The sequence below is a fragment of the Oceanobacillus phoenicis genome, assembly GCF_047238145.1.
Lineage (GTDB): Bacteria > Bacillota > Bacilli > Bacillales > Amphibacillaceae > Oceanobacillus.
The window spans coordinates 2109268-2132853 of sequence record NZ_JBDFME010000001.1 but is presented as its reverse complement, the minus strand read 5'-3'; the positions used below and the strand labels follow the sequence as shown (position 1 = coordinate 2132853).

Genomic DNA, 23586 nt, shown 5'->3' with positions numbered 1-23586 from the left:
TTTCTAATTGTAATCAAACTGTAATAAATCACTTCATTATACTACATGGTTTGATATAAATTTTCAACCTTAAAATTACCCATTTTTAAGACTATGACTTTACTTTGACTACTATTCTTTAGTACGGAAAAATACCAACATAATTCAGTTTATGATACCATTGATATGGTTATAAATTGTAAATAGAAAAGAGGGGACATATGGATAGCAAAGTTTTTGATGTAACAATTATCGGAGCAGGGCCAACTGGTTTATTCACTGCTTTTTATGGTGGAATGCGCCAAGCAAGTGTTAAAATTATTGAAAGCCTTCCTCATATAGGTGGACAACTAACAGCCCTATATCCAGAAAAATATATATATGACATTGCTGGTTTTCCAAAAGTACATGCCCAAGAGCTGATCGACCGCCTTGAAGAACAGGCCAAACTATTTGATCCGGAAATTGTACTTGGACAAGCAATTGATAAAGTAGAACGTTTAGAAGATGAAACATTCCGGCTAACCTCTAATACTGGAGAAGTTCATTTAACGAAAACAATTATTATAACGGCAGGAAATGGAGCTTTCCAACCTAGAAGGTTAAATATAGGAAGTAGTGAATCATATGAAGGAAAAAACCTTCATTATTATGTAAGAGATATGAATCAATATAAAGATAAACGCGTTGTATTACTAGGTGGTGGAGATTCTGCTGTTGATTGGGCATTGATGTTAGAAAAAATTGCTTCTAAGGTAACGCTTGTCCATCGACGTGATCAGTTTCGTGCACATGAGCACAGCGTCAATCAACTGAAAGAATCATCTGTAGAAATTCTAACTCCTTATGCTCCTATTAATATTGAATCATCTGATATAATTGAAAAGATTCAGCTTCAAGAAGTAAAAGGTGAGAAAATTATTGATGTAGAGGTAGACGATATTATTTGTAATTATGGATTTATATCAAGCCTTGGCCTAATTAAGGAGTGGGGATTAGAAATAGAGAAAAATAGCATCGTGGTAAACTCTAAAATGGAGACGAATATTCCTGGAATATATGCCGCTGGAGATGTCTGCACATATGAGGGGAAAGTAAAATTAATCGCAACAGGCTTTGGTGAAGGTCCCACAGCTATAAATAATGCGAAAAACTATATTGACCCTAAAGCAAGAATTCAGCCAAAACACTCTACAGCAATGTTTTAAATTCGTATAGGCTTCACTAAATGAACGCATGGGATATGATAATTCCATGCGTTTTCTAGTTTAAAATAAAGGTATCTCCTTGTGCTTCTAGTAATTCACTTATAGTTACTAATTCGTACCCTTGGTCTACTAACTGTGGAATTGCAATTTGCATCGCCTGAGCAGTGGTTGGGTGTATATCATGTAGTAAAATAATATCACCAGGTTGTATGTTATCTAACAAATTTCTAGCAATTACTTCTGCATCTAAAATTTCCCAATCTAACGTATCGTATGTCCATAGTATGGACTGCAATCCTATTCGATTAAATAAAAACTGTGCCTCTGCAGTGGAAAAACCATATGGCGGTCGTACATATTTTATCTGTATACCAAGGAGGTCTTCTAATAACAGTGTACTATCAATTAATTCACGATACACTTCAAAAATCTCTGTTTCCTGAAAATTAGGATGGCTCAAAGAATGCACTCCAATATCATGCCCTTCTTGAACAATTCTTCGAGTTATATCCGGATGTTGAGTTACATTATTTCCTAATACAAAAAATGTGGCTTTCGCTTGATTCTCTGATAAAATGTCTAAGATTTCATTTGTTGGTCCAGGTTTAGGTCCATCATCAAATGTTAGAGCAATCATTCGTTCTTGCCTCGGAAACACCATGTCCCACTCCTCTCCTTTATTAATATATTCTATGATCTTCACCCATCCTTAGTGCAGTAAAGAGAATAAGTTATAAAAAAAACAAAAAAACGATTTTCTCAACGCAATGCGATAAGAAAATCGTTTATTTATGTTTTAAAATTAACAATCACCTGGTGTTCCAACTTTGTCTTTCGTACGGAAGGATGATCCACAACCACAAGAAACAATAGCATTTGGGTTATCGATACTAAATCCACCGCCCATTAAATTTTGTTTGTAGTCAATCGTGGTACCTTCAATAATTGGAATATCTTGATTAAAAAAAACAACTGGAATACCATTAATATTTTGTACAACATCTAATTCTTCATTAATATCTTCATCAAAACCTAAGGAATAAGACAAACCACTGCATCCTCCACCTTTTATTCCAAAACGGAGATGCGATTGATCAGATTCGTCTTTTTTCATTTCCTTTATTTGCTCACTCGCACTATCAGTTAAATTTATAATCATGACGAACCTCCTTAAATAGTTCCTTAATTTTAGTATACACATGTTCTACAGAGTTTCAAGCGTTTGAATTATTCATTCGCCTTTAAAATAAAATAGACCGGATGCAATTACCTCTGCTGGACCAGTCATCCAAACATGGTTATCTTCTTTCCATTCAATATTTAAATCTCCGCCAGCAAGGTGAACTATAATTGGTTGTGACTTCGTTACCTTTTCATTTAAGGTCGCGGCAACCACAGCGGCACACGCACCTGTACCACAAGCTTGAGTAATTCCAGACCCACGCTCCCATACACGAAAATTAATTTCTGTTGGTGAAACAACTTCAATAAATTCTACATTGACACTTTCTGGAAAACGCATGTCCTTTTCTATTGTTGGTCCAAGTGTTTCTAATGGGGCTTTATTAATATCATCTACAAAAAACACTGCATGCGGGTTACCCATTGAAACTGCAGTAACATATTGCGTTTCCCCTGCTACAACAAATGGTTCATTAACTACTTTTGCATCGTTATTTCCCATCATTGGAATCTCATTTCTTGCAAATATAGGTTCCCCCATATCAATCGTTATTTGATTTACTTTATTATTATCATCTACAGACACTTCTGCTTCAACAATATTTGCTTTCGTTTGAATGTGAAATTTCCGACTTTGAACAATTCCATTTTCATATGCATATTTTGCTGTACAGCGTAATCCATTTCCACAGCTTTTACCTTCTGATCCATCCTTATTAAAGATACGCATGCCCACATCTGCATCAGTAGTTGGATGAATTAAAATCATCCCATCCGAGCCAATTCCTGTATAAATGTCTGACATGTGGATAGCTAAATCAGGATATAGTTTTTCATCAATGTCAAAATCAAATAAGTCAATATAAACATAATTATTTCCTAATCCATGCATTTTTGTAAAAGGTACTTGCATCCCTAATCTCCTGCTTTCTTTTTTAAAAATTTGATTAACTAATTAATGGTAACCCTAGATCATCTAAAGTGCGATATATAGGCTTTAATGTTGGGATACCTTCTGCAACTATTTTATCATTAACAAAGATAATCGGATAAAACATATCTTCTTCTACCATCTCATTTATAAATTCTTGATGTATAAGTTCTTTTTGTGGTTCGTTAATATCGATATACGTATAATCGACCATACCGACATCATATTTTCTACCAATTGCTGCTTGAAGCCATTCATACGTATCTTTTGATCCGGGTGCACCTACACAACTAGCACAAATTTGCTTGCTACCATATACGGTAATCATAATCTTCTTGCTCGTCATTGTATCTCCCCCACTTTACATGTTTACCTATCTTTATGAAGTTCATATTTTGTATAAAATACGAGTGTTGCTCTGTTTGATTTCCACTTCAGACGGTGCTTTAAAAAGAAACCCTCTGTATCTAGTGGATTTTAAGAGTGTGCGGTTTCTGCAGAACTCAGCAAGTAGCTATTATAATCCTAACATTAACGTAACTAATTCTGTATCTTTTATTTTACAAAATTGTTCTATAAAGATAAAATAAAAGTAGTTGCTAATTGAAAATAATTTTCAAATAGATTTTTTGTATCATTCCATTTATAATATACATATGGGAAAGGAGTAGATGATAATGCAAGAACAAGTACAAGAAGTATTAAATAAACTCCGTCCATTCTTATTGCGCGACGGTGGCGATGTTGAATTAATCGATGTAGATGAAGAAGGTGTTGTATTACTTCGCTTAATGGGAGCATGTGGTAACTGCCCTAGTTCTACAATTACATTAAAAGCTGGGATAGAACGTGCTTTAATGGCAGAGGTTCCTGGTGTACGTGAAATTGAACAAGTATTTTAATTCCATTTATCATATGTAAAAATGATCTCTGTGTGTTGAACAGAGATCATTTTTTGTATTAATTATAAACTGGAGTAGTTGCTTCTCTACCTGCAGTTACTTCTACAATATTCTTCATACACAAATGCACCATTTCAGTACGTGTCTCATTGCTAGCTGAACCTATATGTGGTAGGCAAACTACATTATGCATATTAACCAGCGGATGATCAGCACGAATCGGCTCTTCATAAAAAACATCCAATCCCGCTGCCTTTATTTCACCATCATTTAGGGCTTTAATCAAAGCTGCCTCATCCACTACTTTTCCTCGAGATATATTGATAAAAATTGCTGACGATTTCATTTTCTCAAACGCAGCCTGATTGAATAATCCTTCAGTCTCTTCAGTCAAAGGAACTACCGTAACGACGAAATCAGATGTTTCGAGTAACTCCTCAAAACTAACATAGGAAGCATGTAATTTTTCTTCTGCTTCTGGTTTTCTCGTACGGTTATGATATTGTAATTTCATATTAAATCCAGTTGCTCTTTTTGCTAAAGCTTCGCCAATTCTACCCATTCCTACAATTCCTAATGTTTTATGGTGAATATCCGAACCCGCTAATAAGAAAGGAGCCCACTGTTTCCAATTGTCTTCCTTAACATAGGCATTCGCCTCTGTAATTCTTCTTGCTGTTGCCGCTAATAATGAAAATCCTAAATCAGCCGTTGTTTCTGAAAGTACATCAGGAGTATTCGTAACAGTAATACCGTGCTTTTTAGCTGCCTCGATATCTATATTGTCATACCCAACAGCCATATTTGCTACTACTTTTAAATTTTTTGATTGTGCCAATAAAGATGCATCAATACTATCCCCTAATACAGTAAATAATGCTTCTGCTTCTTTCGCTTCACTTCGTAATATTTCCGCAGGAACAGGCTCTTCCTCTCTATCCCACATACGAATATCTAACGTTTCTTCATAAGCCTTCACTAGTTCATTTGATAATTTTCTTGTAACAAATACCTTTGGCTTGCTCATCAAAACATCTCTCCATTTTATTTATTTACAGCCAGTTTACCACAGGTATTTGCCAATCAGAAGTATTCACTCCTACGATTTGAAAAAATTCTCGAAGCTGTTTTTCATAACTTTCTTGAATGGTTTGCATTTGAATTAGCATCGAAGTATCTCTTGAAGTGAACCCTTCTTCCAGTAAATCATATAAATGAATAGGAAATAAAAGCCTAGCGTATATAATACGCCACCCAAAAATCGACAATGGTTGATAAGATTGATAATCATGTAGAAATCGTATCATGTTATCTTTGTCTCGTTGATTAACGAAACACCATCGAATATATTCTGCTATATCTCTAGTCGGATGATCAAAAACAAAACCATCCGTCCATAAAACTTGGTTTCCTTGTGGATTCCATCGAACAAAGCAGCAAGTACCTTGATCCGTTTCTAATATGCGTTGTTCTTTTTCACTTTCTTGCAAATATTGAATTGCATTTTCACTAACGCCTACAATGTAAGGTAATATATCCATTAATTCTCTATAATAATCTCCACGTACTTCTTTAGCTTGTTTTTCAATCTCTTCTTCAAAAAAGGTAAGCTTCTCTATCCATAACTCTTTCCATTTCCCATAACTGGATATCGTCTTGGGTTCATATTGAAAAGAAGCACCAATTTGATGAATACTACCTAATTGCAGTCCTGGAACTTTCGTATTTCTAATACTATTCATATCTAATTCTAGGACCATCCAGTTATCATCTCCATAGGAAGTGAACCAATCTCCATTCGAATTGGCAATGGGATAAGCAACATTTGCTACTCCATTCTCCTTAAGGTGATAAGCTAATGTCGCTTGTTCCATTAATATTGTTTCCCTGTTCTTTCCTGAAATGGTAAAATAAATATATTCCCCTTTTGTATATCCTTCTCGATTGTCTATGGTCCGTTTACCTTCAGATTGAATGGAATACAAACTACTTAACATTTCCGTAAGTGGCACAATCCTCTCCCCCTTTACTCGTATACAATAATTATATGAATTGGTATTGGATACATTAACTATAAAAGAGAAAGGTGATAATTATGGCAAAATATACAAAGAAAAGTGAACTTGAAGTAAAAGCAAGACAATTACTGACTGAGCGAGGTGTTGAACTTGATGATATTGCGGAGTTAGTATATTACTTACAATCAAAATATCATGAGAATTTAACGTTGGAAGAATGTCGTCACAATGTTGATCGGGTATTAACGAAGAGAGAAGTACAAAATGCGATTCTCACAGGAATTGAACTAGACATGCTTGCAGAACAAAAAAAATTAGTAGAACCGCTTCAAAAGACGATTGAAATCGATGAAGGCCTCTATGGAATAGATGAAGTAATTGCTCTTTCCATTGTGAATGTTTATGGATCTATTGGCCTTACTAACTTTGGTTATATTGATAAACAAAAACCAGGTATCTTACAAAAACTAAATGATAAATCAAGTGGCCAGATTCACACATTCTTAGATGATATTGTAGGTGCAATTGCAGCAGCCGCTTCAAGTCGATTAGCTCATAGTGATGCTGAGGATGAACATACAGAATTGGATAATTGATAGCTATTTCATTAACAGAGTCAAATAATCGCTAAGTATAGCAACAACTTGGCTTTGGTTATAATGCTCAGAATAGTGAGTTTGAAGATCCACTTGAAAAGTGTTCCTTATTTCAAGTTTGCTAAGAACTGAAGAATTAATAAAGAGACTAGGATATAATGCTTTGTCGGATGCCAACCGTCAAAATTATCCTAGTCTCTTATTCATTTAAATAGTTATATATGTGGAATCCATTCTTTTAATGTTTTCACAGTATATGTTGGTTGGTCATTGAAAGTTAGTAACTGCTCTTTCGTTGTTACTCCTGTTTCTACATGCAACGTATCCATATTTGCTTGTATCCCAGCCTGAATATCCGTATGATAATTATCTCCAATCATAATAACCTGTTCATTTGACATACCTAAAGTTTCTAGGGCTTGTTGCATAATAATCGAATCTGGTTTTCCAACAAACAATGGCTCCACTTCTGTACTTGTTGAAACAAGGGCAGTAATAGCACCATTTCCAGGTCCCATACCTTTCTCAGTTGGAATAGCGTGGTCCCGATTGGTTGAGAGGAATGTTGCACCGTTACGAATTGCCAAGCAAGCACCCTCTAATTTTTCATATGTAATTGAACGATCTAATCCAACAATAACATAATCACTATTTGTATCTTGCGTTAATTCAACACCTTTTTCTTTTAAAGCCTGTTTTAGACCTTCTTCTCCGATGCAATAACAAGTCACTTTTCTTCCTGCATGCTTCGACTGAAGATATCCAGCTATCGCTTTACTACTTGTTATAATTTGAGAATCTGTAGCACGAATTTGCATATCTTGGAGATTCTTCGCTACATTTTCTGCGGTTTTTGTAGAATTATTTGTAACAAATACATATGGGATATTATTCTGATACAAACTTTCAATAAATTCCTTTGCTCCATTTATTTCTTCATTTCCTCGGTACATTGTACCGTCTAAATCAATTAAATAACCTAAGTATTTCTTCATTCCATTTTCCTCCAAAATATAACCATATCAACTGCTACTAATGTTTATTTTCCATTGGCAACATATGTCACCATCTGTTATTAGGGACTGTGCAGTTACTTCTGCCTCAGAAAATAAGTCGGATAACATTTGTTCTTCATGTTTACATATCGATGGATATCTCACAGCTGCTTCTTTAAAAGGACAATGATAATTGTTTAATAAAAACGAGCTCTCCGAACCCTTAAACCTTTCAAACATATACCCTTTTTCATTTTGTTTCTCTATAAAGGTATTCATTTTCTCTTGCGTTTTTGTTTTTTCCAAATCATTTCTTAAACTTTGTTCCTCTCGATCTGTTTGTTTCTTTAATATTGCATTTACAGCTTCTTCTCCATATATATCTTCTATATCCTCTAACAGTTGTACAGAAAGTAGTTGGTACTGATTTGGGAAGTACTCATGTCCTTTTTCAGCTAATTGGTACGTATGATATGGTCTACCTATTTCTTGTTTATGTTGGATGATATTCACAAAGTTTTGACTTGCTAGACCTTGTAGGTGTTTTCTTATTGCAACTTCCGAAATAGAAAAATGCTTCATAATTTCATCAATAGTTAATTCACGGTTCTTCTTTAAAAGTTCTAATAGCTGTTCTTTCACAGGTGTGTGTTTCTTCATCAATAATCACCTCTATAGATTAGAAAAAGCATTAGCAACTCCTAATTCATTTTGTAAATAGCTTTGAATATATTTACTGAACTGAGATATTTCTCCAAGATGCTTATTCATTAATTTGGATAACTGATTATGATCAACTTCCTTATAGTTATTCACAATCTGTTTTCTTAACTCAATAATCCTTTTATAAGCATGTTCATGTTCCACTTCTAAGACATTTTCATCCAATAAAATATCAATAATGTCTTCATAACTACCAGGATCACGCATAATAAATCCATCTATCATCATATTTCCGACATCTAAAATACTCTCTATAACGATATGTATCATTCTTTCTTTTGCCATCTTATCTAAAAATGTTGTACTTGAAGAGTGCTTTTTTAGTTCTTCTATTACTTTATCCATATATGTAAGAATTTCTTCAATTTTTTGTTGATCCACAAAATACATTTTATAATTACCTCCAATATGAGTAAATTGAGTATATATGGATATCATATCATATTCTATAGGTGGAATTGTAAAAACGTGATATATTATAAAGTATCAACATTACATCAGCGAGGAGTAACTAGATTATGGATGATACGCAAATAATCCGAATGGATGCAACGCAGCTTTCAAAAGCAATTTTGAGTTCGGAACTTACAAGTGTGGAAGCAGTTGCTGCATTTATCAAACATATTCATGAAGTAAATCCAATTATAAATGCCGTTGTAGAAGACCGGTTTATTGAAGCAATCGAAGAAGCGAAAGAATATGACAACTTATTAAAGAACGGACAAAAACGTGGGCCATTACATGGGGTTCCAATAAGTATCAAGGAGTCTCTTCATGTTACAGGACTTAAAACAACTGGAGGATTAGAACATAGACAAGATTTAATCGCTATTGAAGATGCGGCTGTCGTTACAAAATTAAAGGATGCTGGTGCGATTATTTTAGGAAAAACCAATACTCCAGCACTTTGTTTTTGTCAAGAAACGGACAATAAATTATATGGTCAAACGAATAATCCTTGGAATATCTCTATGTCCGCTGGTGGATCGAGCGGAGGTGAAGGGGCACTATTAGCAGCCGGAGGAGCAGCGGTTGGTATTGGTTCAGATGTTGGAGGATCCATTCGTTTCCCAGCTCATTTTAACGGTGTCATTGGTTTTAAACCCGGTAAAGATCAAATATCTACCGACGGACACTTCCCTAGTATACAACATGAACTACAAGCACGTATGTTGACGATTGGTCCAATGGGGAAATCCGTACAAGATATGAGGTTACTTTACGAAATCTTAAGCCACTCCAATGTAGATACACAAAAATTAAAGGATTTCAAACTAGAAATCTTACCTGGCAATTCAGGATATCCTTTATCAAATGAAACCATTGATTTATTAAACCAATTAGAATATTTTCTAGAAAAATCTTTTCCAACAAAACGGATGGTTCCTCCATACTTTAAAGACAGTGCATTAATCTGGCAAGAAATCATGTCCATTAATGGTAGTAAACTGGTAGAAGATGAAGCATATAACAATGATCGTTCCGGAGTATACACTTCCTTTTTTAAAGAAAAATTAACACAAAGAACATCGGTTCACCCGTACTTATCTTGGGCGATTATTGGTGCCAAAATGTTTAAACCATCTCATAAACGAGTAAAAGAAATCTTAACGATCATTGAGCAAGGCGATGAAATGTTAGAAACATACTTAGATAATCGACTCCTTATTTTCCCAGTTTATCATGAAACAGCATTACCTCATGGAAAAGTATTTAAAGAAATCTTTTCCATGCGCAAAACTTATCTACAATATATGCCATATGTAGCTTATGCGAATGTATGGGGACTTCCCTCGTTGACCATTCCTATTGGAGACTCCAAAAATGGTCTTCCAATCAGCATTCAAATCATGAGCAAGTCTGGAAATGAGGATGCCATCTTTCGGTTAGGCAAATTAATTGAAAAAAAATATCGTGGATTTAAATTAGCTCCAATACCAAATATGAGATAGGTGAAGTCTTCCTTCATATTTTTCAAAAGTATGCGCATACTGAAAAATATAGGGGGAGTGTTACGATGAAGAAACAAAAATATGAAGAAGTTTCAAATGTTAAAAAGCAAAAAGAACGCCTCATACCAGAAGAATTCCCTGAAGGGGCTTACGGTTCAGATATTAATCAAAACGAGCCTGTCCAAGGTAAATCCGAACCTTGGCAGGAAGGTCAATATCGAGATAGTGCGTTTGTCTACCCAGATCGGGAGAACCATGAAAAAACGGAGCGTCGAGTTCCTGGTTCACATCCACTAGAAGATCAATTAGAAGAATAAAGCATGGGGACACTTCGGTTTGTCCCCTTTTTATTTTGGCAATTTTTTTAGTACAAAATAAGCACAGCCAAAATTACAATACTCAAGTATATAATCATCTAGTGCCGTGATTTTTGAATCGATGGGAGCTTTGGAATTTCTTTCACCATAAAATCCTTTTAAACGTAGTTGATCATATCCCCAATCCCCTACAATATAATCATATTTCGTTAAAATATCGGAATACCGTTCTTTAATTGCCTCTTCTTGAAAACCATCTTTAATATTTTCGATCATTTCATATTTCTTCCCATTCAATTCAATCATGAATGACCCACTCCTTTATGTGTTTTTAGTTTATCATAGTCGCCATAACAAAAACCAGAAAAAATTACCTGCATGATTTCTAGGAATTTATAAAAACTAAAATTACAAAAAGATGGGAGGATATAATGATGAAATTTTTAATACCACTATTCTTAATAACTGGATTATGTTTAGTTGGATGTGGTGCTGATGATGCTACTGATGATACTTCACCTCAATTAGACCCTAATAGAAACCAAACAGAACCAACAGAGTCCAATAATAAGTTAGGTTTTGTTCGCTACACAAAAGATGAGTTTGCAAATGATGGTTCACATGAACATCGTTCTATTACCATTGACCGTCGGGAAATGGCAGATATGATTTCACGAATTTTGTTACAAAATAATCAATATGAAGAAGTTGCTACATTAGTTACTGATGAAGAAGTACTTATTGCATTTGAACAATCAGAAAATATTTCCCAAGATGAAGCAATGATAAATGCAAGAAAAACAGCAGAATCTGTTTTACCTCGTTATTATGATATTTATACATCTGGAGATAAATCGTTAATTCAAGAAATACAAACCCTTCACTACTCGCTTGCGAATAATCCAAATTTCGATTATGACCAAACAGTACAAGCAATTATAGAAGAAATGAAACAAGACGAAACACCAGATGATGAGTAATTAATAGTATAAAGGGAGGTGACAACGTGCATCCAAAACAAGGGTTCATCATATTGGGATTTCTATTTTTTATTCTGTTTCTCCCATTAACTGCCTCGGCTGAGGAAAACGATATTTATGAACAACGAATGGCTCTTTTCAAAAAAACAGAAGCATTAACACAAATTCCATGGTATTATTTTGCAGCAATTGATAACTACGAAAGAAATATAAAAAATAGTGATGAACCAGAAAAAGTAATATCAATATATTTTGAAGAGGAAGTTTGGTATGGCATAGGTAATGCAGCTCAAGCTTCTGAAATGGAAATCATTCAAAGTTTTGGTGGTATTGGAAAAGATGGTAATGGTGACGGTAAAGCACAAATAGACAATGAGGAAGATATCTTATATTCGATGGGTATGGTTATTCAAGAGTTTGGAATGAATGAAGATGATATCAAAATTGCTCTTTGGGAACACTATAAAAGAGATTTAACTGTACAAACCATTATGAATACATCTAAAGTATTTAAGGAATTTGGTCACGTTCACCTTACTAATCGAGCATTTCCTGTAGATACAAATTATAATTATAGTTTCCGTAATACGTGGGGTGACCGACGTGGATTTGGTGGTTTACGGATCCATGAAGGGACCGATATTTTTGCCTCTTACGGCGTTCCAGTTCAATCAACAACTTACGGTGTAGTAGAGATGATGGGATGGAATTTATACGGCGGTTGGAGAATAGGAATTAGAGATATCTACAATATTTATCATTATTATGCACATATGAATGGTTATAGTGACGATTTAAAAGTAGGTCAAGTTGTACAACCTGGTGATGTGATTGGCAGTGTTGGTTCAACTGGGTACGGTCCTCCAGGAACTTCTGGAAAATTCCCACCACATTTACATTATGGCATGTATAAAGATAATGGATATAGTGAATTCTCATTTGATCCTTATCCTTACTTAAAAAAGTGGGAGCGAATGTCTAGATAGCACGGACTAAATTAACTTTAAGGTTGCTAACCGTTTGTGATAATCATTGAAGATGGGGAAAAAGTATTTAAGCAAAAGATAAAGCCGAATGATTAACTGGTGTTTCTCGGATTTCAACCAAATCATACATCTATAAAAAAGGACTACTTTCTATCGCATACTAGAAAGTAGTCCTTTATAAATTTTTCTACGCTTTCCCTTTTCTAATTGTATTCCATATACTAACGGCTAATCCGCCCCATAGAATCACCATTCCAATTATCATTACTGTAATTGCACTAGCAGACATTTATTTTGCCTCCTTTTCATGTTCGGTATATTCAGATAATTCATTGGATTTCCATTTAGTTAATGAGAAAACTATACCGATTACTAATGCTGCTATAGCTACTGTCCATCCTCCAAATAAAACAAAGGTATTTGCATATCCCTCATAATTTCCAGTAGCTGTATCAAATTCTCTTAACAAGTTTTGTTTAAATAATCCTAGCATCATATATCCCATTATAATCGGAGTAACAATAGTTAAACAAATGGTCCACCATGATCCTAATCGGATATCAGAAACACTATTAGCATGAGACTTTAATACATTTGACTTACGTAATATCCAAGCAATTAGTACGACTTCAACCAATCCAATCATTGCTACTCCAAATTGATTGATAAAATAGTCCACAACATCTAAGAAATGAAGCCCTCCACGACTAGCAAATAATAAGGAAATAACTGCAGCTAATCCGCCACCGAATAATACTGCTTTTGTTCGTGTGATCTTAAATTTATCTACCAAAGCTGAAACATATGCTTCTGTAATAGATACTAACGATGTTATTCCTGCTAACGTTAAGGAAACAAAGAATAATACGCCAAACAATCCATTAAATGCAGGTAATTCATTAATAATAGCTGGAAAAACAACGAAGGCGAGTCCTACTCCACCAGCAACAACTTCATCTACTCCTACTCCTGAAGAAGCAGCCATAAATCCTAATACACCAAAAACTCCAATTCCTGCTAATAATTCAAAACCAGAGTTACCGAAACCTACGATGAATGCATTATTGGTTATATCTGATTTTTTTGGTAAATAACTAGAATAAGTGATCATAATTGCAAAGGCAATGGATAAACTGAAAAAGATTTGTCCGTATGCGGCAATCCATACATCTGGTTCTAATATACGACTAAAGTCTGGGGTAAAGAATGCGTTTAAACCTTCTGCTGCTCCAGGCAATGTTACTGCCCGAATGACGATTACTAAAAACACTAAAACGAGAAGTGGTATAAATATCCGGTTAGCTACCTCAATACCTTTCTTCACTCCACGGAACAAAATACCAAGTACAATAATCCAAACAACAATTAAAGGTATGAATACACCTGGAACTAATCCACCTACTTGGCCAGGCACATCTGCTAGATGTAAATAATCTCCAAATAAAAATCCTTCTGTATCTTCTCCCCAAGATAGATTAAATGAGAAGAAAGAATATGAAATTGCCCAGGCAATAATGACAGAGTAATATGTCGAGATAACAAAGGCAACTAATACAGCCCACCAACCTACGAATTCTGCCTTTTTGTTCATTTTACTAAATGTCAACGGAGCTGAACCTCTATATTTATGCCCCATTGTAAATTCCATAATTAAAATTGGAATACCCGCAGTTAATAACGCAAATAAGTATGGAATGAAGAATGCTCCTCCTCCACTTTCATAAGCAACTGCAGGGAATCTCCAGATATTACCCAAACCAATTGCAGAACCAACCGCCGCTAAGATAAATCCAGCACGTGTTCCCCATTGTGAACGATTTTCCATTTACTTTCCCCCTTAAGTTTCAAAAATAATAATAGCCTGTTTCTTTATTAATATGTAGAATAATATCAATTATTAATACTTTCAGACTATTATAGTTGTATTATATCCTGTTATCCCTATTTGTCAAACGGTTCTGATAATTAATTTTGTATAGATTAAAAAATCACATGAGTAATAGGACCCTATACTCTCATGTGATTTTGACTCATTTATTTACTTGTTGTTTTTTCTTTTCTTCTGTCAACAACTACCTTCTTCAGTACTAATACGATAAGAATCATTATTACAATTGTAACTAGCAATGAAAGTAGTGTAGAATGAGTATACCCTATTAAGGTAAATCCGACTATCGCAGATACAGCAGCTATAATTGCATAAGGCATCTGTGTTAGCACATGGTCAATATGATTAGCACCAGCACCTGTAGAGGATAGTACTGTTGTATCTGATATTGGTGAACAATGGTCACCAAATACTGCTCCAGCAAGTACCGCTGCTAGTGCTGGCAGTAATAAACTACTATCTGTATTCACCATAATGTTAGCAGCTATCGGAAGCATAATACCAAAGGTTCCCCAAGAAGTTCCGGTTGCTAAAGCCATTATAGCGGATATTATAAATAATATAACTGGTAACAAGGACACGTTAATCGAAGCATTCTCAACTAATCCAGCTAAGTAATCCCCTGTTCCAATACTTCCAATAATGGAACCAATCATCCAAGCCAATAGAAGTATATTTATTGCAGGCCTCATTGTTTTTGCACCTTCAATTAATATTTTTCCGAACTCTGAACGTGGTACCTTTTGAGAAAAATAGAAAATAGCTGCAATTATTACCGAAGAAAGTCCACCTAATATTAAGGATAGATTAACGTCTGTATTTGCAAAAGCATCGATTAAACCATAACTTGATGCTGCTATAACACCTGTAGTGTACATTGAACCAATTGTAACTATAAATAATACAATAATCGGCACTAACAAATGGTATACTTTCCCATCTTTATGCGGATCAAAAACATCCCCTAAATCTCCGGCAACATTGTCTTGCGCTGGGTTAAGAAGCTCTCCTTCTTTTTCGGCTCTTTTTTCATGAGTATGCATTGGCCCTAAATCCAATCGGAAATACGCTACAATAAACACAAGAATAATTGCTGATATTGCATAGAAATTCAATGGAATCATTTGGATAAATGCTTCAAATGGTTGATACTCTGTAATTTCATTAGCAGCGAATAAAGTCCCTAATGTTCCAATAATATATGCTCCCCAACTAGAAATTGGGGCTAATACAGTAACAGGCGCAGAACTAGAATCAATGAAATAGGCAAGTTTTGCACGTGAAATGCGATGGCGGTCGGTTAGCGGTCTCGCAATTTGGCCAACTGCTAAACTATTAAAATAGTCATCGATAAATATAATTATACCAATAACCGCCGTCATTACCTGTGCACCGGTTCTTGTCTTCACTCGTTTCATCATCCAGTCGCCGAATGCTCTACTTCCACCTGATGCTTGTAAAAATGCTGTTAGTATTCCTAAAAGTAATAAAAATCCAAGGAGAAAAATATTTCCTATTTGCCATTCACCATCAGCATAAAATATAGTGTAAAATACTTTCCAAACCTCAGTGATTGAGGATAAAATATTAAAATTGTGAATAAGCAATGCTCCAACAATAATTCCTGTACCTAATGATATTAAAACATTACGCGTAATAATCACTAAAAGTAGCATAACTACTGCAGGAATAAGCGAATAAATTGTACCTTCCATAGTTGTTACCTCCAAATAAATAGTTAGTGATGGAGATAATACTCGAAATGCTCTTGATGTAAAGCAACGTTGCTATTTTAAGCACAAAAAAAACAACGACAGAAAATAACCATCATTGTTTTACCAACAAACGTTATCCTCCATTTCGATCAGTAGTTCTCCATGCACAAATTCTTGCATGACAGTGCATCTTTTATTCAAAGATGTACCAGCAATAATAAGTATGACCCTTACTACGCTTCGGCAAACAACCCTTCCACCAACTTTCATCGTTGTCATCCTCTTGTTGATTACTAATGTTGTATGCTCCTCTACCTCACCGATCTGATAAGGCATTATTCAATTACTAGTAATATACTATATTATTCATCATTCTGCAAATCATCTTTTGGTATAGCTATATCCGGAGTCCCGTCTCCGCCATAAAAATCAGGAACTTTGCCCATAATTGCACCACTGTCTAAGTATAATTCTGTATGAACTGTAGTTACATCTGACGTAAATGGAACAATAATTTGTACATCTGCTTCTACATTCACATACAAAGTAACCCACGACCCATTAATGCCAAATTCTTCGGTTTCCCTTACTACATTTGTTCTCACATTTCCAATAACTTGCATATTAATAGGAATCTTCGGACCAAGATTTGATAGTACCGAATTACCTGTCACTTGTCCAAGAGGGATCTCAATGAGAGTTGGATCAATAGCTGCTCTCCCCTCAGCACTTCCGTCATCATTCAAAGGTTCTTCTAAGTTATATTCAAAACTTAAAGGTTTCCCTTCATTTACATGTACAAAAAATTCTTCCACACGATCTGTAGCAACTCGATTAATTTCACTAATTACCGCACTATTTTGATTGTAAGTAACAAAGTTCCCATCGTTATCATAAGTAATATCAATCATATCTTCAAAACTATATTCACCTACAAAGTTTACCGCGGAATTTATTGCACGTGTGGCAAATTCTTCGGTTTTCCTCTTTGCAATGTCTTTAACTATTGGTTCAATCTTGTCATTAATAATCCAAAAACTAAAGGCCATGGATACAACAAATATGATAAGGGTTATAATTAATAAAAATTGACGTTGTGGAGGCCTTCTGTATGTCCTTCTCCGGATGCGATATCTTCTTTTGAACCTCAACCTTCATACCCCCTCTACACAATGTATGCTTGTTCTTAGAGAGGGTAGAACTATGGATTATCTATTTTTCATAACTTCCGTAATAAGTGTATTCATCACTCTTCCTAAATCTAATTCATATGGATTATCCAGTATCTTACCTTGTACTTCGGCCACACGAATAATCGGCCGATCACATAATTGTTTATTTTGTCTAATTACTTTTCCAAAACTCCCATCACTCAAAGTAACCATTAACCCTTCTGGATATACAGCGATACTTTTTTTAAATGCCTCAATAATTGTTATATCAAATTCCCTAACTGCGCCAGCATATAAGATTTCCAAAGCTTCATGCGGTAGTAAAGCATCTCGATAAACTCTATTACTTGTTACTGCATCAAAAACATCAGCCACTGCTATAATCTTCGCATAAGGAATAATATCTTTATCATATAGACCTAAAGGGTAACCAGAACCATCTAGTCTTTCATGATGTTGATATGCGCATTGAGCAACTTTTTTTGGAAATCCTGGATAGCTACGTAAATAATCATATCCTAATTTGGTGTGGTTTTTAATAATTTGAAACTCTGCTTCATCTAGGTTTGAAGGTTTATTTAAAATATCTGATTCAATAAAAATCTTTCCAACATCGTGTAATAATGCCCCGATACCTAGTTCTTTTAATTGTTCGGAAGTATAATTTAATTGCTTTCCTATCGCAATAGAATATATAGCTACATTTAGAGAATGCTGTAAAATATAATCGTTGGTGATCATAATATCCGAAAGCAATGTTAACGAACTTTCATTACCTTCTACTTCATCCAAAATCTGGTCAACAACTTCTTTTAACTCCGTTTCTTTTGTTTGCAAGATATAAGACTTACTTAGAAGCCCTGCTTGTTTTATCCCTTTAAATGTATCGTTAAGTGTATGTACTGCTTTTTGACGAAGTTGATCGGAAATAACTGGTTCGTAATACTGATCATCATCGATGTCACCTTCAATATAAACATAAGTAATTCCCCTATCTAGCAGCTTTTTAATAACGCTTGATGTCAACTTCATTCCCCGAGCCAATAGAATTACTCCTTGCTCATTATATAACGATTGCGCTAATGTATCTTCAGACTGAATAAGTTTCGTACTTACTAGTTTCATAGATTTCTCCTATAATCCGACATCTTTCAACATTTTCTTAGTAATATAGTACCAAACATCCAATCATATGCCTATCATATTTTTCCAGATAATTTAAAAAGCTTCTCCTATAAAAAGAAAAGCTTTTTAAACGGTTATGATATTTTTAATAAAGCCTCTTTCCCAGTCATTCCAACTTCCCATCCATATTCTTTAGATGCATCTGTGATTTTTTCTAGTGGTGCGTTAAGTAATTGATCGATTGATCTTACTCCCATCGCACGACCAGCTACCACATTCCGTTCTTGTAGTTTAGGTACTTCATTAAAAATATCAACATCGAGTGCTGCACACATGATATAACCTACATCATTACTAATCGTTAACAATGTTGTCTTTGGCAATTCCACACTTACAGCAGTGAATATAATTCCATCTACCTCGAGAGGTTCTATTGTAATCATTCGTACATTTGCCCCCTTTATAAAATTCACTATAAGTGTATGCAGGAGGCATGAAAAACGTCACATTCTAAGATGAATATTGCTGTAATAAAGTTTCGGCAAGAAGATCTCTTAAAAATTCAGGTACGAAATATTGCTTGGTTGTTGATTTGGCAATCTCAGGTAATAACCTTCCAAACGTAAATGTATCTGCAGTAGCTATATAGTAAGTTTGATCCGGATCAATCTGTTTTCCATTTTGTTCATAAACTGCTTTTACATACTCACCACCGGTACGATGAAAACCTGTGATTACATCTAAACCAGAAAATATCATCTTCCCTAGAATTTCACCGCGAAATCCAAACCCTTTTAACTTCAATTCTGTGAAATCCTTAGATAAAGATGCTCGTATTACTTCTATGAGTTCATCCCCTTTCAAATCAACTAAAACAGGATTGATCGGGTGAGGACAAATACGGTGTATGTCTCCATACGTAATTGGACCAGCAGGAAGGCTTTCCAACAGTACTCCTGCATTTAACATCGCAAAATCCGCTTTTGTCCATTTTCTTAACATAGTTGTCAAACTTTGAATGATTGGTGTGTTTGCAAACCAATTCACTTCAATTGGTTTGTTTGCTTTGACGATAACATTATCTAGATATTTCTTCGATTGCTCATATAATGATTGTATATATTGTTCTGTATTTAAATCAGGAATGGTATTACGGAGATCTACTGCATAACCATTGCGATTTGTAATACGATTCTCCTCATGGCTCCATTCTACAGTGACTTCTCCTACGTAAAAACAGTGTTTTCCAGCCGCTGTAATTAACGTATGATTAATCCTCTCCCCTTCCTGTAATAAATGATGGGTATGGCCGCCCATTATTATATCTACAGAAGGATACCGCCTAGCGATTTCCTGATCAACACTAATTCCTAAATGAGACAACAACACTATAATATCTGTTTCTTTTTCTAATTCAGTTATATAACGATCTAACACGTCAAATTCATTATCAATATACCAATCCAAAAGCTCATAAAACGCATTAAACGGAGCGGTTAGACCTAAGAAACCGATCCTAATGCCACTAGCTGTTTCTTTGATTTCACTTCGTTTTAACCAAGCTGGTAATTGACCATCCAGACTTTCTAGATTAGAACAAACCACTGAAAAATTAGCATGATCATACAGATGATATAATTCATCATGCGACAAAGTAATTCCTTCGTTATTTCCTAAAGTCACGACATCATAATTTAGTTGATTAAGTAAATCTATATTTGCTTTACCACGGCTTGCTTCTGTAATCGGATGAGAACGATCCACGTGGTCTCCTATATCTAACGTCCAAAAGGTCTCTTGATTAGTTTTATGCGTTTCTTGTTTATGAAGTAAATACGCCGCTACTTTTGGCCATTGTAAAAAATGACTATGTAGATCATTTGTAAAGTAAAACGTTAATTGTTCTTTTGACATGTATATTCTCCTAACCAATGCCTTGCATAATCATTCGTATACCAACTAAAACAAGCATCAATTTTAATACTAATTCTAGTACATTGTTTGATAAAATATGATTTACCTTCGCTCCAAGTTTACCACCTATCCATGCTCCAGGTATAAAGAAAAGCACATACTCCCAGACAACATTTCCTAAATATACATGTGTTATCGCACCCATGAAACTGACAAATATAATCATAAACATAGACGTTGCAGCGGCCAAATGAGCTGGAAATCCAAATAATAACATCATTACCGGTACCATTATTGCGCCTCCGCCTATTCCAAACAAACCAGACAACATTCCTACAAATAAAGCAATGCTAATTGCAGATATGAAAGATAATTTATATATGTATAATTCACCTTTTAATTCAAAACTTCTTGCCCCTGGCTCATAAATATCTACACTCCGTCTTCGTTTAGAAGCTTTATTTTTAAGACTTATTATAATAGAAATAACTATAATTAAAATACCAAAATAAAGATAAAATCCGTCAGTATCTACAAATTGATTTAACCATGCTCCAAGCATACTACCAGGAATACTACCTGCGAGAAAAATACTACCTGCATAGAAGTCAACTTGTTTTTGTTTTGCATAGGTAAGCACTGATGAAATCCCAGTAAAAATCATTACAACTAGAGACATTGCAACTACTGATTGTGGACTGACCCATTCAAAACCAGTAACGAATTGGCTGGAAAGTAAAAGTAACGGAATAAGTACTATTCCACCACCAAGCCCTACTAATGAACCAATAAAGGCCGCCAGAATAGCGATTATAATACAGATTATAGCCACAACCATTGATATCTTCTCCTTTATTTTCCTTTATCATATCATAGGTATACTTATTTAACGTAATAGTGCGAATTGAAATTGATCATTATTATATAAAAAATGCATGAGATCTAATGAAAGATTTCATGCATTTTAGTGTTGCTTTTTTCTATTAAGCTATTTTAAGTATGGCGATAAAAATATTAGTTGATTCCTGTGTACATCCATTTTGATGAATTGTTGTGAATTAGCTCAGCTATTAATAACCTCCATGATGGAGGCTGTCGCCATTCCACCACCACAGCACATTACTTGTAATCCAAAGCGATGATTGGAATCCTCTAATTCATGAAGCAATGTTGTCATAATTCTTGCCCCACTCGCACCTGTTGGATGTCCTAAAGCTATTGCACCACCACGTGGATTAACCTTCTCTATTTTAGGATTTAATTCTTTCATCCAAGCTAAGATCACGGATGAAAATGCTTCATTACATTCAAAGATATCTATATCATCCATTGTTAAATTTGCTTTTTGTAAAATTCTTTTTGTAATTGGAATTGTTCCAGTAAGCATCAATTTTGGATCACAACCAATCACATCACTTGCAATAATTCTCGCTCTTGGAGTCACACCTAGTGTTTGTGCCTTTTCCTTGCTCATAACTAAAATAGCTGACGCTCCATCACTTATTTGACTTGAATTACCAGCTGTAATTTTCCCATTTTCTTGAAAAGAAGGTTTTAGAGTTGCTAATTTCTGTGTAGAAGTATTAGCGCGTATCCCCTCATCATGCTTCACAATAATTTTTTCTCCATTTTTTTCTACTTCAATTGGTGTGATTTCCCGCTGAAAAAGACCTCTTTCACTTGCTTCATTTGCTAAAATATGACTTCTAACTGCAAATTCATCTAATTCGCTCCTAGATAGTTCCCACTTTTCGGCAATTCGATCAGCGGCCAACCCTAAACTTGGCCAATCATATGTTTTTATTAATTCATCTGGTAATCCGTTCGTATCTGAACCAATTGGTTGCCTTGTCATATTTTCAATTCCTGCTGCAACGACGGTATCACAATCTCCACTAATAATACTTTGAACAGCAAGATGCACCGCTTGTTGGGACGATCCGCACTTACGATTAATTGTCATTCCCGGAACCGATTCCGGATATCCTGCAATTAAAGAAGCTATCCGAGCAATATTATTTCCTTGCTCTTGGTTTTGAGTGACGCAACCAACTATAACATCATCAACATTTTCTCTTGCTATACTTGTTCTATTCATAACAGCTTCCAATACAGTTGATAACATATATTCAGACCTTGTTTCCGCATATACACCATCTCTTTTTCCTACTGGTAGCCGAACTGCTTCAACGATTACTGCCTCATTTTCTTGATTATTCATATGCCTACCTCTTTCTAATCAGTGAATCATGGAGTACCCTCCATTGACACTCAATACTTGCCCTGTAATCCAATCAGCACTATCTGATAATAAAAATAAAACAGCTCCTGTTATATCTTCTGGCGTTCCAATTCTTTTTAAAGGATAATTTCTAGCAAGTTTGTGAATATGCTCCTTACTTACGTCTCCTTGATCAATCATTCCTAACGATATCGTATTACATTGAATATCATTTTTTCCTACTTCCTTTGCCAAGGATTGCACGAAACTTATAGCACCACTTCGGGCAGCAGAAGAAATGATTAAATGTTTGTCACCAGTTCTTGCGGAATCTCCTACAACATTAATGAATTTTCCACGTTGTTTTTCTTTCATTGGAGGGAGAAATACGTATGCTAAATTTAGTACCCCGTGAAAACAAATATCCGTTTCTTTCTTCCATTCTTCAGGTTGATATTTAAAGAAAGATTTCATCTGTACCCATCCTGCATTATTCACGATATAATCAATCGAACCCAGTTTCTCTTCAATCTCTTTCTTCATTGCAATCACTTCATCATATTTAGAAATATCACCCTGAACCATGATAGATTTAATATGATACTTTTCTAATTGTTTATGTGTTACAAGTACATCTTCACTAGAATGATGATAATGCAATGCAATATTCCCACCGTTTTCAGCTATGGCATCCGCAATAGTACGTCCAACACGTTTTGCGGATCCAGTAACGAGTATATTCTTACCTTTTAAATCTACGTTCATCTTTATCATCCTCTTAT

General features: G+C 34.9%; 27 protein-coding genes and 1 riboswitch. Of the genes, 7 read left to right on the top strand and 20 right to left on the bottom strand.

From position 1 onward, the window contains the following. Window positions 1-200: 200 nt before the first annotated feature. The gene (locus ABC346_RS10580; RefSeq protein ID WP_413234807.1) at window positions 201-1187 is read left to right on the top strand and encodes an NAD(P)/FAD-dependent oxidoreductase; all 987 of its coding nucleotides are present in this window, start codon (window positions 201-203) and stop codon (window positions 1185-1187) included. Between the two features lie 55 nt (window positions 1188-1242). Here the strand turns inward: ABC346_RS10580 and ABC346_RS10575 are convergent, their stop codons facing one another. The 4 genes from ABC346_RS10575 to ABC346_RS10560 form a co-directional block, all read right to left on the bottom strand. Then, window positions 1243-1848: a polysaccharide deacetylase family protein gene (locus ABC346_RS10575; RefSeq protein WP_413234806.1), complete on the bottom strand. Its 606-nt coding sequence runs from the start codon at window positions 1846-1848 to the stop codon at window positions 1243-1245. Window positions 1849-1989: 141 nt separating this feature from the next. Further along, on the bottom strand, window positions 1990-2346 hold the full coding sequence (locus ABC346_RS10570; protein WP_413234805.1) for a HesB/IscA family protein: 357 nt from the start codon (window positions 2344-2346) through the stop codon (window positions 1990-1992). 72 nt (window positions 2347-2418) lie between these two features. Next, a complete protein-coding gene (gene dapF, locus ABC346_RS10565) occupies window positions 2419-3282 on the bottom strand; it encodes a diaminopimelate epimerase (protein ID WP_413234804.1) in 864 nt (287 codons plus the stop codon). A gap of 34 nt (window positions 3283-3316) precedes the next feature. Beyond that, the gene (locus tag ABC346_RS10560; protein WP_413234803.1) at window positions 3317-3646 is read right to left on the bottom strand and encodes a YuzD family protein; all 330 of its coding nucleotides are present in this window, start codon (window positions 3644-3646) and stop codon (window positions 3317-3319) included. Window positions 3647-3971: 325 nt separating this feature from the next. Here ABC346_RS10560 and ABC346_RS10555 point away from each other — a divergent pair, with 325 nt between their 5' ends. Beyond that, window positions 3972-4202, top strand: a complete 231-nt coding sequence (locus ABC346_RS10555) for a NifU family protein (protein WP_413234802.1) — start codon at window positions 3972-3974, stop codon at window positions 4200-4202. 58 nt (window positions 4203-4260) lie between these two features. Here the strand turns inward: ABC346_RS10555 and ABC346_RS10550 are convergent, their stop codons facing one another. After that, window positions 4261-5229 carry a 2-hydroxyacid dehydrogenase gene (locus tag ABC346_RS10550; RefSeq protein ID WP_413234801.1) on the bottom strand — a complete coding sequence of 323 codons (969 nt, stop codon included), beginning with the start codon at window positions 5227-5229 and terminating at the stop codon, window positions 4261-4263. A 25-nt stretch (window positions 5230-5254) separates the two neighbouring features. After that, window positions 5255-6214, bottom strand: a complete 960-nt coding sequence (locus tag ABC346_RS10545) for a protein kinase family protein (protein ID WP_413234800.1) — start codon at window positions 6212-6214, stop codon at window positions 5255-5257. A gap of 83 nt (window positions 6215-6297) precedes the next feature. Between ABC346_RS10545 and ABC346_RS10540 the strand changes: the two genes are divergently transcribed. Next, window positions 6298-6816, top strand: a complete 519-nt coding sequence (locus ABC346_RS10540; protein ID WP_413234799.1) for a phosphatidylglycerophosphatase A family protein — start codon at window positions 6298-6300, stop codon at window positions 6814-6816. A gap of 215 nt (window positions 6817-7031) precedes the next feature. Here the strand turns inward: ABC346_RS10540 and ABC346_RS10535 are convergent, their stop codons facing one another. From ABC346_RS10535 to ABC346_RS10525, 3 genes are read right to left on the bottom strand one after another with little or no spacing between them, the layout of a single operon-like run. Next, window positions 7032-7811 (bottom strand): TIGR01457 family HAD-type hydrolase, encoded by a 780-nt coding sequence (locus tag ABC346_RS10535; protein ID WP_413234798.1) that lies wholly within the window; start codon window positions 7809-7811, stop codon window positions 7032-7034. A gap of 27 nt (window positions 7812-7838) precedes the next feature. Further along, window positions 7839-8471 (bottom strand): helix-turn-helix transcriptional regulator, encoded by a 633-nt coding sequence (locus tag ABC346_RS10530; RefSeq protein ID WP_413234797.1) that lies wholly within the window; start codon window positions 8469-8471, stop codon window positions 7839-7841. 12 nt (window positions 8472-8483) lie between these two features. After that, a complete protein-coding gene (locus tag ABC346_RS10525) occupies window positions 8484-8924 on the bottom strand; it encodes a DUF86 domain-containing protein (protein ID WP_413234796.1) in 441 nt (146 codons plus the stop codon). 128 nt (window positions 8925-9052) lie between these two features. Here ABC346_RS10525 and ABC346_RS10520 point away from each other — a divergent pair, with 128 nt between their 5' ends. Further along, the gene (locus ABC346_RS10520; protein ID WP_413234795.1) at window positions 9053-10486 is read left to right on the top strand and encodes an amidase; all 1434 of its coding nucleotides are present in this window, start codon (window positions 9053-9055) and stop codon (window positions 10484-10486) included. Window positions 10487-10551: 65 nt separating this feature from the next. Continuing rightward, a complete protein-coding gene (locus tag ABC346_RS10515) occupies window positions 10552-10803 on the top strand; it encodes a hypothetical protein (protein WP_413234794.1) in 252 nt (83 codons plus the stop codon). 30 nt (window positions 10804-10833) lie between these two features. Here the strand turns inward: ABC346_RS10515 and ABC346_RS10510 are convergent, their stop codons facing one another. Next, window positions 10834-11109 carry a YutD family protein gene (locus ABC346_RS10510; protein ID WP_413234793.1) on the bottom strand — a complete coding sequence of 92 codons (276 nt, stop codon included), beginning with the start codon at window positions 11107-11109 and terminating at the stop codon, window positions 10834-10836. A 125-nt stretch (window positions 11110-11234) separates the two neighbouring features. On the opposite strand from ABC346_RS10510, the gene ABC346_RS10505 reads away from it, so the two are divergent. Both ABC346_RS10505 and ABC346_RS10500 read left to right on the top strand, forming a co-directional pair. Continuing rightward, complete coding sequence (locus ABC346_RS10505) at window positions 11235-11783, top strand: YhcN/YlaJ family sporulation lipoprotein (RefSeq protein ID WP_413234792.1); 549 nt, start codon at window positions 11235-11237, stop codon at window positions 11781-11783. A 26-nt stretch (window positions 11784-11809) separates the two neighbouring features. After that, window positions 11810-12769 carry a M23 family metallopeptidase gene (locus tag ABC346_RS10500; RefSeq protein ID WP_413234791.1) on the top strand — a complete coding sequence of 320 codons (960 nt, stop codon included), beginning with the start codon at window positions 11810-11812 and terminating at the stop codon, window positions 12767-12769. Window positions 12770-12956: 187 nt separating this feature from the next. On the opposite strand, the gene ABC346_RS10495 is transcribed toward ABC346_RS10500, so the two are convergent. From ABC346_RS10495 to ABC346_RS10450, 10 genes are all read right to left on the bottom strand, one after another. Further along, window positions 12957-13058: a methionine/alanine import family NSS transporter small subunit gene (locus tag ABC346_RS10495; protein WP_413234790.1), complete on the bottom strand. Its 102-nt coding sequence runs from the start codon at window positions 13056-13058 to the stop codon at window positions 12957-12959. Beyond that, window positions 13059-14594: a sodium-dependent transporter gene (locus tag ABC346_RS10490; protein WP_413234789.1), complete on the bottom strand. Its 1536-nt coding sequence runs from the start codon at window positions 14592-14594 to the stop codon at window positions 13059-13061. A gap of 209 nt (window positions 14595-14803) precedes the next feature. Continuing rightward, window positions 14804-16372, bottom strand: a complete 1569-nt coding sequence (locus tag ABC346_RS10485; protein WP_413234788.1) for a Na+/H+ antiporter NhaC family protein — start codon at window positions 16370-16372, stop codon at window positions 14804-14806. A 145-nt stretch (window positions 16373-16517) separates the two neighbouring features. Next, a riboswitch (Lysine riboswitch) is annotated at window positions 16518-16694 on the bottom strand. A 40-nt stretch (window positions 16695-16734) separates the two neighbouring features. After that, complete coding sequence (gene yunB, locus ABC346_RS10480; RefSeq protein WP_413234787.1) at window positions 16735-17523, bottom strand: sporulation protein YunB; 789 nt, start codon at window positions 17521-17523, stop codon at window positions 16735-16737. A gap of 57 nt (window positions 17524-17580) precedes the next feature. Further along, window positions 17581-18669, bottom strand: coding sequence for an HD-GYP domain-containing protein (locus ABC346_RS10475; protein ID WP_413234786.1), 1089 nt, complete (start codon window positions 18667-18669; stop codon window positions 17581-17583). A gap of 134 nt (window positions 18670-18803) precedes the next feature. After that, window positions 18804-19112, bottom strand: a complete 309-nt coding sequence (locus ABC346_RS10470; protein ID WP_413234785.1) for a YunC family protein — start codon at window positions 19110-19112, stop codon at window positions 18804-18806. Between the two features lie 67 nt (window positions 19113-19179). Continuing rightward, the gene (locus ABC346_RS10465; RefSeq protein ID WP_413234784.1) at window positions 19180-20583 is read right to left on the bottom strand and encodes a bifunctional metallophosphatase/5'-nucleotidase; all 1404 of its coding nucleotides are present in this window, start codon (window positions 20581-20583) and stop codon (window positions 19180-19182) included. A 10-nt stretch (window positions 20584-20593) separates the two neighbouring features. Next, window positions 20594-21421, bottom strand: coding sequence for a sulfite exporter TauE/SafE family protein (locus ABC346_RS10460; protein WP_413234783.1), 828 nt, complete (start codon window positions 21419-21421; stop codon window positions 20594-20596). 225 nt (window positions 21422-21646) lie between these two features. Next, complete coding sequence (locus ABC346_RS10455; protein WP_413234782.1) at window positions 21647-22804, bottom strand: thiolase family protein; 1158 nt, start codon at window positions 22802-22804, stop codon at window positions 21647-21649. 18 nt (window positions 22805-22822) lie between these two features. Then, window positions 22823-23569, bottom strand: a complete 747-nt coding sequence (locus ABC346_RS10450; protein WP_413234781.1) for an SDR family NAD(P)-dependent oxidoreductase — start codon at window positions 23567-23569, stop codon at window positions 22823-22825. Between the last annotated feature and the right edge of the window lie 17 nt (window positions 23570-23586).